This is a genomic window from Parabacteroides leei, from assembly GCF_023369805.1.
Taxonomy (GTDB): domain Bacteria; phylum Bacteroidota; class Bacteroidia; order Bacteroidales; family Tannerellaceae; genus Parabacteroides; species Parabacteroides leei.
Genome location: NZ_JAMBQG010000005.1, coordinates 344119 through 360707, shown reverse-complemented (window position 1 = coordinate 360707; position 16589 = coordinate 344119). Strand labels below are relative to the sequence as shown.

The following is a 16589-nucleotide window of genomic DNA, read 5'->3' as shown; positions in this document are numbered from 1 at the left end:
TTTTAGCGACACAGAAATAAGACTTAGAAATATATTGATCTATAAATGATATGCACCCTTTTCCTGTTTCAGGTACAATCTACAACATGCCCCTTTTTATTGACCTAGTTCATAAAGGACTAAGTCATTTAATCTGTCAGATGAAAGAATATATAAAAAACGAACATTCTGATTTAATTATAAAATATCTGCAAGGAGGATTAGACTCGCAGGGTATGGATGATTTCTATACTTGGGTGAATGAGAATACTGATAATAAAAAGTTATTCTTTGAAACCAAGGCGATTTATGATGCTTGCAGTAATTCCGACAATCTGACAGAGGATATCCGGAAAAGCTGGGATCGTCTTTTACAAAAGAAAGGAATACAATGCCTGAAAAAGAGTAAATGGCATCAATTTGGTAATTATGCAGCAGTGTCACTGGTCGCAGTCTGTCTTACCTCTGCTTTCTTTCTCTCTAATGAACATGAGACTAAAATAGCCACCCGTTATATCGGAGGGGACGGCCTGGATGCAGATGTGGTCGAGTTGCCGGACGGTACTCAAGTCTGTTTAGGTTCGAAAACCATATTCCGGTATGAAAATGACTATGGTAATAAACAGAGAACCGTTTATCTGGAAGGAGAAGCCTTTTTCGAGGTTGCGAAAGATAAAGATAAGCCTTTCATCGTAAAGACGAAGGAACAGGATATCGAAGCTTTAGGAACTAAGTTCAATGTGACAGCTTACCCTTCCGACTCCCTGCTCACAACCACCTTATTGGAAGGATCAGTCCGGTTGACAACAGAAAACAGGTCGCAGCGTGTTATACTTAAACCCAACCAGCAGCTGGTGTATAACCGCAATACACATATCAGTAATATTTTCGATGTCGATGCGAAACAATATACATCCTGGACTACCGGATATTATTACTTTCCGGAACAGAGCCTGAAAGCTATTCTTTACCGGTTAAGTCATGTCTATGGAGTACAGTTTACTGTCAACTCCGAAAGGTTAAACAGACGCACTTTCACCGGAACATTCTATCGCGGACAAAGTATAAAAGACATTATGGAAATCATCCACCTTTCTATACCGATCAGATACGAGATAGATGAACGCCATGTAACGATTTCAGAAATATAAGCAGTTGTTAATCTTTAAAATGAGGATAGTATGAGTGAGTAAAAAGGTAAAATCAAAAAAGAAGAGAAAATCTTGCCGGATTCTCTCTTCTAAAGTGTGTGATTCAATTAAACTTCCATTGCCGTGGAATAATGTTTAATCTTAAAACATTCAAAAGTATGAATAATCAACGTATAGTTGTTTCCGTAAATCTGAAAAGAACTATAAAAATCATGAAATTAACCGTGTTAATGTTAACCGTTTGCTTGTCGCAAATGGTCGCCGCAACTTATGCGCAAACAGCCAAGCTAAGTGTTTCTGCTAAAGAAGAAACATTAGAGAATGTACTGAAACAAATAGAAAAACAGTCTGAATTCCTGTTTTTCTATAATCTGGAAGAGATCAATAAAAATGAGAAGATCTCTATTAACAAAAAGAATGTAGATATCGAAGATTTACTAAAAGCGATCACCAATAAGACAGGTTTGAAATATACGATCAAAGACCGTCATATTGTATTGACATCCGAAAATTCTCCCGTATCTGCGGGAAGTACACAACAAACCCGCAAAGTAACCGGTGTTGTAAGTGACGCTATGGGACCCGTTGCCGGGGCGAACGTTATTGAAAAGGGTACTTCAAATGGAACAACGACCGATATGGATGGTAAATACTCAATAGAAGTCCCTGCCAATGCCATCTTACAAGTTTCTTTTATCGGATATATCCAGCAGGATATAGCGGTTAAGAACCAGAGTGTAGTGAACGTTCAGCTGAAAGAGGATACACAAGCATTGGAAGAGGTCGTAGTAGTAGGTTATGGTACTATGAAGAAAAAAGACCTGACAGGTGCTGTCGCTTCCGTAAAAATGGATGACGCTCCTGTCGGAACAGTTTCAACGATCAGTCATGCACTGGCTGGAAAAGCAGCAGGTTTACAGGTTAGTACGATCAGTGCACAGCCAGGTGGCCAGTCTACATTCCGTATTCGTGGAGCTGCTTCATCAGATAAGGCAGGAAATGATCCGCTGATCATTATTGACGGCTTTCCTGTAAGCGACCCGGGATCACTGGATAGCGGTAACCAATACAAGGACGGCAATAAAGATAATATCTTATCTTCAATCAACCCGAATGATATTGAATCGATCGAAGTATTGAAAGATGCGAGTTCTACTGCTATTTACGGTGCACGTGCAGGTAACGGTGTGATCATCGTTACTACAAAGCGCGGAAAGAGCGGAGCTGCCAAAGTTCAGTATTCAGGATCTGCTTCTGTTCAGGATATTTCCAAGTCTTATGAGATGTTGGATGCATCGGGCTTCATGCAGGCCACTAATGATTACAGAAAAGAACTGTGGCTGCGTACGAACGGTGTCGGTATCTACGGAGGCAAATCAGAATCAGATGTTACTTCGCCTTTCGTTCCCGACTATACAGCAGAACAGATAGCCAATCCCGCACATAATACGAACTGGTTTGATGAAATCTCCCGTTTAGGGTTCCAGACTTCTCATAACCTCTCGATAACAGGTGGTAATGACAATACGAAATACCTGGTTTCAGGAAACTACTTCAAACAGGACGGTGTAATTAAAAATAATGCCATGGAACGTTATTCCGCACGTGTGAACCTGGATCAGAAGCTTAGTAAATATGTAAAGATGGGTGTAAACCTGAATGTTTCACGCAACCAGTATGACAACATCCCTCTGGGTAACGGACAGAATGAAAATGCAGGTATTTTGGTTTCTGCAGCCCAGTTCAACCCGACGCTGCCGGTACGCGACGAGAACGGCGAATATACAATGAACCAGGACGCTTCATTCCTTCCGAACCCTGTATCTCTGTTGGATATTACGGATAAGACAACCAAAGAGCGTTTGTTGGGTACCGTATTCTTTGAAGTTCGTCCGATTCAGGACTTAATGTTGAAAGCAAACTTCGGTATCGACCGCAACTATCAGAAACGTAAACAATATATGCCTACAACAACGTTGTATGGAGCCAGAGAGAACGGATCCGGATATATTGCCCAGGCCGATAACTCTGACTACCTGATGGAATTGACAGCCAATTATACCAAACAGTTCGGCGATCATAACCTGAATGCCTTGGTCGGCCATTCTTATCAGTTGTTCGATTATGAATTCCTGTCAGGAAAAAGCAATGACTTCATTACAGACGGTTTCTTATATAACAACCTGGGAGCCGGTAATGCAAAACGTCCGACTGTCGGATCAAGTGCAACCAAGTCACGTATGGCCTCCTTCTTCGGACGCGTGAATTATTCTTTTAAAGACCGTTATTTATTGACTGCTACACTGCGTGCCGACGGTTCTTCCAACTTTGCCGAAGGAAACCGTTGGGGATATTTCCCTTCTGTTGCCGCCGGATGGAGATTCACTGAAGAAGAATTTTTACAGCCACTGACCAAAGTACTGTCAAATGGTAAATTACGTTTGAGCTATGGTGAAACTGGTAATGCAAATGTAGGGGATAAAGCATACAGCTACTATAAAGTTGGTAATAACAATTTCTTTGGCGGTAGTGCTATCAACGGCGTTTATCTGGACCAGATGGGAAACAATGAACTTACCTGGGAGACCACACGCGAATGGAACCTCGGTCTGGATCTGGGCTTCCTGAACGGACGTATCAATGTAACAGCAGAATACTTCCATAAAGTAATATCAGACCTGTTGAACGAACGTACCTTGCTTTCTTATAACGAAGTTAACAAAATCATTGCGAATGTTGGAAAAACACAGAGCCAGGGTTTTGAACTGACAGTTAACACGACTAATATCCGTAACAAAGATTTTGAATGGACTTCAGACCTGACATTCTCGTTGTATCGTGACAAATGGAAAGAACGAGATCCGAATTGGAAACCCAGTGCATACAGTGAATACAACGGTTATATCCGTTCTTATGCCGGCTATTTGTCAGATGGTTTGGTACAACCGGGTGAAACAATAGATCATATGCCTGGCGCACTTCCCGGACAGGTAAAAATTAAAGATATCAACGGATATGTCTATAATGAAGATGGTTCCATCAAGGTCGATGAACACGGTATTCCGATGAAAACCGGTAAACCTGACGGTAAATTGGATGATGCCGACAAAGTGATCTATGGCTCTGCCGACCCCGGTTATCTGTTCGGCTTCAACAACACATTCCGTTACAAGAATTTCGACCTGAATGTATATTTCTACGGCCAGTTTAATAAACTATCTGCCGGTAGCTATAAGAAAACCTGGATCAGCAATAACGTCAACGACTTGCGCCGCGGTTACAATCAGCCGGTTTCCGTAAGCGATATATGGAGCTCTACGAACCCGAACGGTACGCTGCCCGGTTATTTCCAAACGGAAAGTGCATACGGTACAGGCGACTATTATTACGAAAAGACCTGGTTTATCCGCTGCCGTAACATTACCTTAGGTTATAATATACCGATCAAGACCAGCAAGCATATCTTGTCCAATGTACGCGTATATTTCGATGTGAACAACCCGTTCGTCATCACTCCGTACACAGGTCTTGACCCGGAAACAGATATTTCAAGCGCGGAAAGTACTCCTTCCAGCCTGCAATGGGCTTATCCGAATGTACGTACTTATAGCTTTGGTTTGGATATTACATTCTAATTTATTAATCGATAAAAGAAGATATTAGATCATGAAGAAATTATTATATACATTAATGTGCTGCTGCGCATTAAGCTCATGTACCGACCTGGAACCGGAAAGATATGATGCCATCAATCCCGGATTTTTCCCGAAAACAGAGAAGGATGCGGAAGCATTGGTTACAGGTGGAGTTTATGCTCCTTTCCGTTGTGATAATTATAGCGGTATATTTAACGTTGCTTCCGGTGTACAGATCATCGGTGATATGTCGACGGATATAGCCGTTTGCTGCTGGGTTAATGATGCATGGATCCCGTTGACCAGCCATAACTGGACGCCCAATCATCAATATTCAACGATCAACTACACCAACTATGCAAAATACCTGGGGACTATGACGTTGACCCTGGAACGTATTTCCGGTGTGGAAATGGCTGATGACGTAAAGGCACGCATGAATGCCGAGATACACATGGGGCGTGGTTGGCTAGCCTTCTTATTATATGATTTTTATGGGCCAATCCCCATTCCTACATTAGATCAGCTGAATAATCCGCTGGCAGAAGAGATCATACCGCGTGCTACCCAGGAAGAAATGACTACGTTTATCGAAACAGAATTGAAAGCTGCATTGGAAGGTCTTCCTACCCGTGCCTCTTCTTTCGGACGTTTCGACAAAGGTTTGGCATATACCGTTCTGATGAAATTCTATATGCATGAAAAGAACTGGGCAAAAGCGGTTGAATGTGGTCGTGAACTGATGAAAGCAGATTATGGATATGGTCTGATGGATACGTACCAGTCTATCTTCACACTGGAAAATGAACAGAACAAAGAAATCATTTTTGCCTGTACGGAAGAAAGAGGAACTCAGTTGGAATTATGGCACGATCACTGCCTGCCGGGCAACTATCCTTGCAAAAACAACTCTATCCAACGCTGGGACGGTTTCAAAGTTCCCTGGCCGTTCTATCGCACATTCGATAAAAAAGACGATCGCCTCTCCGTACTGGTTGGTGAATACGTTGGAAACGATGGTGTATTGTTCAATGAAGAATCCGATATTATCAAGCACGGTAATACCTATTCGGGAGCCGTACCGGTTAAGTATGCAGAAGACCCCGAGTCAACCGGCGATGGTAGCCAGATCGACTGGATCGTTTATCGGTATGCCGACGTATTGACATTATTGTCGGAAGCGATTGTCCGTAATAATAATACAGTTAGCCAGGAAGCACTGGATTTACTGAACCAGGTTCGCGTACGTGCTAAACTGAATGCATATACCATGGGCGATGTGAAAGGTACAGACGATTTCCTGGATAAAGTTCTTCAGGAAAGAGGATATGAACTATGGTGGGAAGGCGTACGTCGTTCCGACCTGATCCGCCACGGTAAGTTTATCCAGAACGCGATAGACAGAGGATCCACGACTACCAAACCGGAGTTTGTATTGTTCCCGCTGCCACAAGCAGTAATCAATGAAGGCAAAGGAATTATTATACAAAACGCTGGATATTAATTCGTTTTTTAATGATTTAAATATATATTTGCATTGTGAGAAAGGGCCGCTTTAATTGCGGCCTTTTTTCTCTCTGCTAACAACTAAATATCATGAACTATAAACACTTATTCAGCACTTTGTGTGCATGTTTTCTCCTGCTAGGAGCTACGCAGGTAATACAGGCACAAGATTATCCAGCCAATCCGCTGGAAAAAGAAGGTTACCGCCTGATCTTCCACGATGAATTTGAAGGGAATGAAATTGATAAAAGTAAATGGATTCCGGAATATTTGCCCTCCTGGCCCAAAGACAGGAGTATCTGTACACCTACTTATGAGATGAAAGACGGAGTTATCAAACTCATTATTGATAAAAACTCAAAGAATGAATTCGATAAAAGCATGTATATCTCCGGGTTTATGAGTGCCAGCCGTACAGGGCTTCACCATTATGACCCTAAAAAGAAAGCACTGCACGAGATAAAGACAGAAGCCACTCAGATCAATCAATATGGTTACTATGAAATGCGTGCAAAGATGCAAAACGGAGGAGGTGTACATTGTGCCTGGTGGCTGATCGGCTTCGAGGATGATCCGAACCAAAGCTGCGAGATCGATATTTTCGAGATCTTGGGGACAGATGTGAATAAGATATGGGCAACAGTGCATAGCTGGAAAGACTCTACGATCCAGTATCATACAGAGCATCCCTGGTTTGCCAACAAAAAGTTGGCAGAAGAATTTCATATATATGGATTTGACTGGACACCGGAAGGGGTTGCTGTCTACGTCGACGGCATACAGGTGATGAAGCATAAAGCAGCTATAACATATCCACTTATCCAGATCATCTCTTTTTATGATAACCGAAAAGCGAAAAATGGCTGGACCGGCACCTATGATCCATCCATTCCTTACCCCAAAAGTTTTGATATCGATTATATCCGCATGTATAAAAAGATTCCGGATGGCTATAAGGCCGTTCCTGCCAATGAACTGCGCATAACCTCCATTGAACCGGCCCGTATGGAAGTTACGGAAGGAAAAGCCGTATTGCGGAATATCGACGGGCATATCACTCGTGAACTCCTATATACACCATCTTATGTGAATGTTCATTATAACGACGGAACTGTCACTCAACAGTTTGTTGAATGGGAAGCGCTGAGTGATGAAGCATTCAGCCGGATTCAAAAAGCCGGGACTGTCATTGTCGACGGTAAAATAACCGGTCTATCCGACACTCTGTTAAAAGGGGAAAAGGCAACATTGATCATTACAACCAAATAAAAACAAATACTTATGAAACATATAGCGATTATCTTTTTTTCCATCAGCATGTTGTTAAACCTGGGAACGGGATGTACCTCGGAAAAACAACACCTCACATTCCGTGGTATATATGCCGATGATCCGGCCGGAACAGAAGGTTTACATAATCCGGAACGTGGTTTCCGCTTAGAAGTGGCATTGGATGTCACAGAAAAGAATTATGTATGGGCTCCCGATAAATATCCCGATATCACATCCTATCTGGAAGAAGAAGCAGAGAAGTATGCTTCTGATAGTATATCCCTGGTGCAGACCTATTTCTATCTGACAGGAGCAGTCGGAAAAGCGTTGACAGCTGACGATTTTAATACGATGGATATCTTTTTCGATAAACTGCGTGAACTCGGGATGAAAGCCGTTTTACGTTTTGCCTACGAAACTCAATTCATGGGACGCGCGGCTACCGGACCGACTTTGGATGATATCATCCGTCACACAGAACAACTCAAACCATTTCTGGCAAAGAATAAAGATGTCATCCAGGTCGTACAGGCCGGCATGATAGGTGCATGGGGCGAATGGCATAGTTCATTCCATGGACTGGAAAGATCAGACGAGACCAAACGTACCATTCTACAACATATTTGCCGGATGACACCCGAAGGACGTTATATCCAGATCCGTGTACCGGAATATAAGAATCTATTAGATCCCTCCTCCGATGATTATAAACGTACTTCTTTTCACGATGATTTTATTGTCATTAAGAAACATCTTTGGGATGGAGGAATGTCGGAAGGAACACCGGCATACGAACAGATCATGCGTGAATCGGCGTATCTTCCGGTCGATGGAGAATTGCCTTGGGGTACATGGAGTATGAATGAAGATCCGGACAGCCCGGAAGCCGGCTGGATAATTGACGGACTTCAAACGGCAAAGCGTCTTTTCCTGCAACACTATACCTCACTGAGTGCTATTCATAATTATAAGGAGAAGAACACCAAAGACAAATATTCCATGAAATACTGGAAGGAAACACCTGTCACGGAAGCTTTCCTGAAAGAGAATAAAATGCCTGTTTCAAATGGTTATTTTAATACTAAAGATAAAAAGATTGCTGAACGTAATGTTTTCGATTATATCCGGGATCACCTGGGGTATCGGATTGAGTTACAAGATTTAACGATATCACCCGCCACTGATAAAAACGATAAAGAAATAGAACTCTCGTTGATCAACCGTGGTTTTTCCACACTGTTTAACGAACATCCTGTTTATTTCGTACTGATAGACAATGAAGGAAACATTGTCCATACCGAATTAACTGATGCCAACGTAAACGAATGGCAACCTTACAACCCGGATGATACGCTTTGTACTCCGTTGATCCATAAAATCAAAACGAATATGCATATACCGGAAACCGTCATCCCCGGAAATTATCGGTTAGGCCTATGGATTCCGGATGGGGCTGATCGTTTGAAGAAAAACGCCCGCTATGCAATTCGTTGTGCCAATGGCGATGTGGAATGGCGGGTCTCCGAAGACAATCAATATGGTATAAATATTTTGACAACATTAACAATCTGATAAAATGAAAATAATTAATATTCTGTTGCTATTATGCTTTTCAGCAGTGATACAAGCAAGCCCGATAGACGGGTTATTAGAGCGTATTGACAAGGGAGCTTCCCGTAAGTTTGTCATCGAACAGATCAAATCGCCCACCGACTTTTTTGAACTGGATCAGAAAGGAGATAAAGTCGTTATCCGCGGTAATAATTATGTCAGTATTGCAACCGGAATAAACTGGTATCTAAAATATTATGCAGGCATTCATCTCTCTTGGAACGGAATGCAGGCTACGCTTCCGGAAGTCCTTCCTGCCGTAACAAAAAAAGAACGACATGAAACAGGCCTGAAACTACGTTATGACTTGAACTACTGTACATTTTCTTATACAATGGCATTCTGGGACTGGGATCGCTGGGAGAAAGAGATCGACTGGATGGCTTTGCATGGTATCAATCTGCCATTAGCCATGACAGGGGTGGAAAGTGTCTGGTATAACGTTTTGAAAAAGTTGGGCTACAACAAGGAGGAGATCAACGAATTTATCTCCGGTCCCGGTTTTATGGCCTGGTGGCTGATGAATAACCTGGAAGGCTGGGGAGGTCCTAATCCTGACAGTTGGTATCAGCAACAGACCGTTTTGCAAAAGAAGATACTGAAACGTATGCGTGAATACGGTATCGAACCTGTATTGCCGGGATATTCCGGCATGGTTCCTCACAATGCCAAAGAAAAGCTGGGACTGAATGTTTCCGACCCGGGCTTATGGTGCGGTTATCGCCGTCCGGCTTTCCTTCAGCCTACCGATCCCCGCTTTCAGGAGATAGCTTCCCTTTATTACAAAGAGATGGAGAAATTGTTTGGCAAAGCCAATTATTACAGTATGGACCCGTTCCATGAAGGAGGTAACGTTGCCGGAGTCGATCTGGATGCTGCCGGCAAAGCAATTATGTCTGCCATGAAGAAGGTAAATCCGAAAGCCGTTTGGGTAGCCCAGGCGTGGCAGGCCAATCCTCGTTCAAAGATGATTGAGAATTTGAAGGCCGGAGATATGATCGTCCTCGATTTGTTTGCAGAAAGCCGCCCGCAGTGGGGAGACACCGAGTCGACCTGGTACCGTAAAAGCGGTTTTGGACAACACGACTGGATCTATTGTATGCTGCTGAATTATGGCGGTAATGTTGGTCTGCATGGAAAGATGGCGCATGTAATCGATGAATTCTATAAGGCAAAAGAAAGTCCTTTCGGTAAAACGTTATGTGGCGTCGGTATGACGATGGAGGGTAGTGAAAACAATCCGGTCATGTTTGAGTTATTAACCGAACTCCCCTGGAGAGAACAACGGTTCGATAAAGAGGAATGGCTGACAAACTACGTTCATGCCCGTTACGGTTCTGAAAATAAAACGGTGGAAGAAGCCTGGACGCTACTCAGTAAATCGATCTACAACTGTCCTCCTCAATCCGTTCAGCAGGGAACACATGAATCTATCTTTTGTGCACGTCCGTCGGAAAATGTTTATCAGGCCTCCAGTTGGTCGGAAATGTCTGATTATTACAATCCCCAGGATGTTATCCGTGCTGCTCGTCTGATGGTATCGGTAGCCGATCAGTATAAAGGGAATAATAACTTTGAATATGATCTGGTTGATATTGTTCGCCAAGCCATTACAGAAAGGGGCCGTCTGTTATACAAAGCCGTGATGGCCGCTTATACATCAGGAGATAAGACACTCTTTGAAATGGCCTCCCGGCATTTCCTGCAACTGATCCTTTTGCAGGATGAATTATTAGGAACACGCCGTGAGTTTATGGTAGGAAATTGGATTGACCAGGCTCGTAATCTGGGAAAGACTCCTGAAGAAAAAGCCTTATATGAGTGGAACGCACGTGTACAGATTACCACCTGGGGCAACCGTCAGGCCGCTGACGAAGGAGGTCTGAGAGATTATGCCCACAAGGAATGGAACGGGATACTAAAAGATTTCTACTACATGCGATGGAAAGCCTATTTCGACAATCTTACCCTGAAGATGAATGGGAAAAATCCAGAAGAAATAGATTTTTATGCATTGGAAGAACCTTGGACAAAAGAGACGGATCCGTATCCGTTCGAGCCAAAAAGTGATTGTATTTCTACGGTAAAACGTATATTTGCAGATATTTTCAACTGAACACTACAAATATGAATAACCTAAAGATCTGTATCTTATTGTTTTTATCCCTTTTAATGGGATTTCCTTGCTTTGCAGGGAATAAATACGAATCAAAAATAGCCTCTCTAGCCAATGAAAAATGGTGGGGGGGGATGGTCGGATTAGGCTCGCGTATGCCTTTTGAAGGAGACTTGCGCTTATATGACCTGTCCTCCGAAAATTTGAATAACCAGAATGTACCTCTTCTTGTATCGTCAGAAGGTCGATATATATGGAGTGATAAGCCTTTCTCTTTTAAAATAGAGAATGGAGAATTACGTATTTTTTCAGATTATGAAAATATGGAACCGGTTCTGGCAGGAAGTACATTAAAAGATGCCTATATCGCTGCTTCTGTAAAACATTTTCCTTCTTCCGGTCAACTACCTGATCCCTTATTTTTTTCAATGCCGCAATATAATACATGGATTGAACTAATGTATAACCAAAATCAGGAAGACATTTTGAAGTATGCTGATAACATTCTGAAGAACAACTTCCCGGTAGGTGTTTTTATGGTTGACGACAATTGGCAAAGATATTACGGCAACTTTGATTTCAAATCGGAGCGTTTCCCTGATCCTAAAGGGATGATTGACCAGCTACACAAAGACGGATTCCGTATTATGTTATGGATTTGTCCATTCGTCAGTCCGGATAGTCCGGAATTTCGCGAATTGCAACAAAAAGGGTATTTGATCAAACAAAAGGGGACTAACCAGGCAGCAATCATCCCTTGGTGGAATGGATATAGCGCATGTTACGATCTTAGTAATCCCGCAGCAGCAGCCCATCTGAAACAACAATTACGGAAAACACAAGAAATGTACGGAGTAGATGGTTTCAAGTTTGATGCGGGAGATATCGGACATTATAACGATCCGAACCTGGAGTTCTATGATAAATCGGCAACATCGGTCGACATGTGCGAATATTGGGCAAAGATTGGTCTGGACTTTCCTTTCAACGAATACCGTGCCGGATGGAAAATGGGAGGACAACCTTTGGTTCAACGTTTGGGTGATAAAGATTACTCATGGAATGCTATCGGATTATTGATCCCGGATATGATTGCAGCAGGATTGGTTGGATATGCTTATGCCTGTCCGGATATGATCGGCGGCGGTCAGTTCGGCTCTTTTCTGGGTGTAGATCAGACAAAACTGGATCAGGAACTGATTGTTCGTTCCTGCCAGGTACATGCCTTAATGCCAATGATGCAGTTTTCAGTAGCTCCATGGCGTATTTTGGATGAAAAACATTTAGCAATTTGCCGTGATTATGCGCATTTACATGAAAAGATGGGAACTTATATTCTGGAACTGGCCCATCATTCGGCAAAAACCGGAGAACCGATTATACGTCATATGGAATACGAATTTCCTCATCAGGGCTTCACGAATTGTAAAGACCAGTTCATGTTAGGCGACAAATATCTTGTCGCACCGATCCTGACAAAGGAGCATACACGAAAAGTAATGCTACCTAAAGGACAATGGAAAGATGACACAGGCAAGAAATTCCGGGGACCAAAAACAATAGAAATAGAGGCTCCATTGGAGAGATTACCTTGGTTTGAGAAGATCAAATAGGGAATAAAAGGGCTCTGCAATATCTGTTTTTATGGAATACAGAGCCCTCTTTAATTAACTCCTAACGATTTAATGTTAGCCTAAACACATTGCAAGTTATAGTATATTGTGATTGAGAATTATTTCATTTCAACTACAATCATCACCGGAAAATGGTCCGAAGGAGTTCGTGCTGTGTATTTCTGCATAGAAACCTCTTTGGGGAAATTCCCATTTTGTTCTTTTTGTGTACTTTCCTCTGTCTTTGAGCGATAGGTATCAGTAAGAACCCCATACTTCTTCACATTAAATTCTTTTGTAAGAAAAAGATGATCTATACGGCTGTCTGTTTTTCTATCTGTGTGAAAACCATTGAACGTTCCATTCAGAACATAACGGAAATCAGCTATTTGATAGGAATCTCTCATTATACCGGAATTACTCAATAACAGATAAGATTCGTTATTCTGATCCACATTAAAATCACCCGTAAGAATAGCTGGTAGTTTTTCAGGAAACTCCTGTACTTTCTTCAATATAAGTTTAGCACTTTCTGCACGCGCCTGTACACCTATATGATCCATATGCAGATTAAAGAACAGGAAAATAAAACCAGTTTCTTTATCACGGAATTTACCCCAGGTACAAATGCGGGGAAGAACAGCATCCCAACCTTTATTTGGTCTATCGGTTATTGTGGACAACCAGAAATCACCATGATCGAGCACCTCAAATTTAGCCGTACGATAAAATATTGCAGAATGTTCACCGAGATGTTTACCATCATCACGGCCTACACCAATGTAATCATATTCAGGCATTACGTTTTTAAGATCCTGTAACTGATTGTACTTACCTTCCTGGGTTCCGAAAATATCAAAACCATGAAATTGCACCAGCAGGGCAATATATGGGTAACGTTGTCCCCAACCATTTCCATTCGTCGAGTCACCTGCATTCGCATTTCGCAAATTATATGTGGCTACTACCATTGACTCTGCATGTAACGCAAATATAGAGCAGAGAACAAATAATAAAGAATAAATTAATTTCTTCATGCTAATTCTTTTTATTGTATAACTTAAAAAAATCCAGTCAAAGGCTCAAAATTCAGCTTCAATCATAATCGGAAAATGATCAGAAGGGAAACGACCATATTGAAACTCATTTAAAGTTCCATACTTATTCACCTGAATATTTCGGGTAATAAAGATATAGTCGATCCGATTTTTCATAGGGGCATTCAAATTAAATTGATTTGTCGTACCTACCGTCCCGTAAGGAGATGTTTTGGAAACCACCCGTGAATCCAGCAATAAGCCATCGGTTTTCAATATCTTTATGGGCTCGGAATCTGGTGTACCATTAAAATCACCCACACAGATAGCCGGAATATTCCCCGCTATCTTTTTAATATTAGCCAACATAATTAATGCAGATTCACGACGGGCAACTTTCCCTATATGGTCAAAATGTACACTGAAGAAATAGAACTCTTTGTCAGAAACCTTATCTTTCAATTTCGCCCATGAGCAGACTCTCCTACACTGTGCATCCCAACCTAAAGAGGGGTTATCCTGTGTTTCCGACAACCAGTAGTTTCCTGAATCTAACAAATTAAACCGATCTTTTTTAAATAAAACTGCAGCATGCTCGCCACCTTCTTTACCATCATCCCGGCCTACACCTACATAAGTATACATACCGTCTTTCACTAATTCTTTCACTTGATGGATCAGTCCTTCCTGAATTCCCCAGACATCAAAATCATGAAACTGAACCAAAGAGACTACCATATCTTTCCTATGTTCCCATGAATTTTCTTTATCACCTTCATTATCGTAACGCAAATTGAAACTTCCTACGTTCAATTTACACTTCTGTTGCCCAGCCATTTCTGAACAGAGACAGAACAATGTAACAAACAGTATAATTAAATTTTTCATCAATAGTAGCATCTAATTACCAACCTGGATTTTGTCCTAAATTATTATTTTTTTGAATAGCCGAAGCCGGAATCGGATAATAATACTGACGGTCATTATCATACCAGATCCTAGGATCATTATCGGACCATGTCAAATTGCCATGTGTTCCTTGAGTCAGGCCTTGTTGTGTATCATCCCCGACAGAAATAGGAGTACAGCTGGCTGGCAGATTTTCAGGTTTATTGCCGATATAGAATATGACATCCATCGTACCGTCATGATCAAGATCTATTTGTTCATTCAATTTTGAAACATAAATACCAGTCCAACGCATAGTCATTAATTTTCCAAGTTTCCATCGTTTTATGTCAGAGAAACGGAAGCCTTCCAACGCTAATTCAACAGAACGCTCTCTACGTACCTCCAAAATAACCGGGTCTGAAATATTCGGGAAATAATTACTCTGAAGATATGAATCCACTTTCACAGGTTTCGCATTCAACCCGCCGGTAATACCAGCACGGGCTCGTAAAGCCCCAATCGTATTTGCCCAATCCTGATCACTCAATGTGCCCAGTTCTGCTTTTGCCTCTGCATAGTTTAGTAACACTTCCGCATAACGGAACAGAGGTATAGCATTCGTATTCAATGCTCCTGCATCATAATGAGTTGCATCCAACACATATTTGACAGGTTGATAACCAGTGAATGTATAACCATTAAAATTCGGTGCAGCGAACTTCCCGTCCCTCTTATAACCAGGAGTACGGATGGTTTGTGACAAACGCATATCCCGGTCCTGACATTCCTCATAAAACTGCATCGTTTCATACCCCGGACGATCCGTAAACGGCGTACCATCTATATTTAAAAAGGTATTGACAAACGTACGGATAATACTAAAACGAGAACCATATGTCCCTGATGTCCACCACCAATTGGCATCGCCCAGCTTTCCCAATGTGATGTCACAGCAACTGGCTAGCATTACCTCACTCGTTATCGGTGTATCGCTTATAAATAAGGCACGCATCGAACCTTCTGTACCTGCACCGGTATATAAGGAATGTCCCGACTCTTTCATGACAACCTCAGCTGCATTCACTGCTTCCTGAAACCATTTATTAGATGTGTCTGTCAAGCCAAGCTCCGTATGGTATTTACGAAAAGATCCCTCGAACAGACAAATACGGGATTTTAAGGCATAAGCAACCCATTTTGTCACTAGCGATCCGGTTTCATCACCGGTACGGCTGATATGCTCACAGGCGAAATCTAAATCCTCCAACACTTTATCCATTACCAACGTTCGTGAATCGCGGCCACTATACAATTTTTCGTCATCAATCCCTAAAGGTCTGTCTACCCAAGGAACATCCCCAAAACGAAGCACTTTCTCATAATAAAAATAAGCACGAAAGAAACGAGCTAAACCTATATAGTTATTACGTATGGATTCTTCCACTTGCTCACTTACGCAGTTTTCTATAAAATAATTCAGATTACGTAATTCATCCCAATCGTCGGATGCCCATCCGGTAGCGACCTCTGCCGAATAAGCCCCTTCTCTCAAAAAGGAATCGAAACTGGTTACCGCGCCATAATCGCACATCGCATCTTTTCTATATCCATTACTAATAGAAGGTAAAATGTCATAAAAGGAATAGGAATAAGTTTCCAGCCCTTTAGGATTATTAAATATAGTTTCCTTGTCTACTTCCGACTTCGGAGTCTCGTCCATTGAACAAGCACTTAACAACAAGCAAGCTGATATTAAAGAATATATTAGTTTTTTCATG

Annotated in this window: 10 protein-coding genes; 7 read left to right on the top strand and 3 right to left on the bottom strand. The window is 41.9% G+C overall.

The window, feature by feature from the left end:
* Positions 1–152 precede the first annotated feature (152 nt).
* The 7 genes from M1P97_RS10350 (at position 153) to M1P97_RS10320 (ending at position 12883) form a co-directional block, all read left to right on the top strand.
* Positions 153–1130, top strand: coding sequence for a FecR family protein (locus tag M1P97_RS10350; RefSeq protein WP_249389033.1), 978 nt, complete (start codon positions 153–155; stop codon positions 1128–1130).
* Positions 1131–1288: 158 nt separating this feature from the next.
* Positions 1289–4765 (top strand): TonB-dependent receptor, encoded by a 3477-nt coding sequence (locus M1P97_RS10345; protein ID WP_249389027.1) that lies wholly within the window; start codon positions 1289–1291, stop codon positions 4763–4765.
* Between the two features lie 31 nt (positions 4766–4796).
* Positions 4797–6269, top strand: coding sequence for a RagB/SusD family nutrient uptake outer membrane protein (locus M1P97_RS10340; RefSeq protein WP_195370286.1), 1473 nt, complete (start codon positions 4797–4799; stop codon positions 6267–6269).
* A 92-nt stretch (positions 6270–6361) separates the two neighbouring features.
* The gene (locus M1P97_RS10335; RefSeq protein ID WP_195370287.1) at positions 6362–7540 is read left to right on the top strand and encodes a family 16 glycosylhydrolase; all 1179 of its coding nucleotides are present in this window, start codon (positions 6362–6364) and stop codon (positions 7538–7540) included.
* A gap of 12 nt (positions 7541–7552) precedes the next feature.
* Positions 7553–9115, top strand: a complete 1563-nt coding sequence (locus M1P97_RS10330) for a DUF4832 domain-containing protein (protein WP_249389026.1) — start codon at positions 7553–7555, stop codon at positions 9113–9115.
* Between the two features lie 4 nt (positions 9116–9119).
* On the top strand, positions 9120–11270 hold the full coding sequence (locus M1P97_RS10325; protein WP_249389025.1) for an alpha-N-acetylglucosaminidase: 2151 nt from the start codon (positions 9120–9122) through the stop codon (positions 11268–11270).
* 11 nt (positions 11271–11281) lie between these two features.
* Complete coding sequence (locus M1P97_RS10320; RefSeq protein ID WP_394803896.1) at positions 11282–12883, top strand: glycoside hydrolase family 31 protein; 1602 nt, start codon at positions 11282–11284, stop codon at positions 12881–12883.
* A 119-nt stretch (positions 12884–13002) separates the two neighbouring features.
* Here M1P97_RS10320 and M1P97_RS10315 read toward each other — a convergent pair whose 3' ends face one another.
* The 3 genes from M1P97_RS10315 to M1P97_RS10305 are packed head-to-tail and all read right to left on the bottom strand — an operon-like array spanning position 13003 to position 16588.
* Positions 13003–13920, bottom strand: coding sequence for an endonuclease/exonuclease/phosphatase family protein (locus M1P97_RS10315; protein WP_249389024.1), 918 nt, complete (start codon positions 13918–13920; stop codon positions 13003–13005).
* A 45-nt stretch (positions 13921–13965) separates the two neighbouring features.
* The gene (locus M1P97_RS10310) at positions 13966–14808 is read right to left on the bottom strand and encodes an endonuclease/exonuclease/phosphatase family protein (RefSeq protein ID WP_249389023.1); all 843 of its coding nucleotides are present in this window, start codon (positions 14806–14808) and stop codon (positions 13966–13968) included.
* 16 nt (positions 14809–14824) lie between these two features.
* Complete coding sequence (locus M1P97_RS10305) at positions 14825–16588, bottom strand: RagB/SusD family nutrient uptake outer membrane protein (RefSeq protein ID WP_249389022.1); 1764 nt, start codon at positions 16586–16588, stop codon at positions 14825–14827.
* Between the last annotated feature and the right edge of the window lies 1 nt (position 16589).

Bases quoted from the DNA above. Each gene is read 5' to 3' on its own strand.
- M1P97_RS10345 (WP_249389027.1), top strand. From the start codon at position 1,289: ATGAATAATCAACGTATAGTTGTTTCCGTAAATCTGAAAAGAACTATA.
- M1P97_RS10340 (WP_195370286.1), top strand. From the start codon at position 4,797: ATGAAGAAATTATTATATACATTAATGTGCTGCTGCGCATTAAGCTCA.
- M1P97_RS10335 (WP_195370287.1), top strand. From the start codon at position 6,362: ATGAACTATAAACACTTATTCAGCACTTTGTGTGCATGTTTTCTCCTG.
- M1P97_RS10330 (WP_249389026.1), top strand. From the start codon at position 7,553: ATGAAACATATAGCGATTATCTTTTTTTCCATCAGCATGTTGTTAAAC.
- M1P97_RS10325 (WP_249389025.1), top strand. From the start codon at position 9,120: ATGAAAATAATTAATATTCTGTTGCTATTATGCTTTTCAGCAGTGATA.
- M1P97_RS10320 (WP_394803896.1), top strand. From the start codon at position 11,282: ATGAATAACCTAAAGATCTGTATCTTATTGTTTTTATCCCTTTTAATG.
- M1P97_RS10315 (WP_249389024.1), bottom strand. From the start codon at position 13,920: ATGAAGAAATTAATTTATTCTTTATTATTTGTTCTCTGCTCTATATTT.
- M1P97_RS10310 (WP_249389023.1), bottom strand. From the start codon at position 14,808: ATGAAAAATTTAATTATACTGTTTGTTACATTGTTCTGTCTCTGTTCA.
- M1P97_RS10305 (WP_249389022.1), bottom strand. From the start codon at position 16,588: ATGAAAAAACTAATATATTCTTTAATATCAGCTTGCTTGTTGTTAAGT.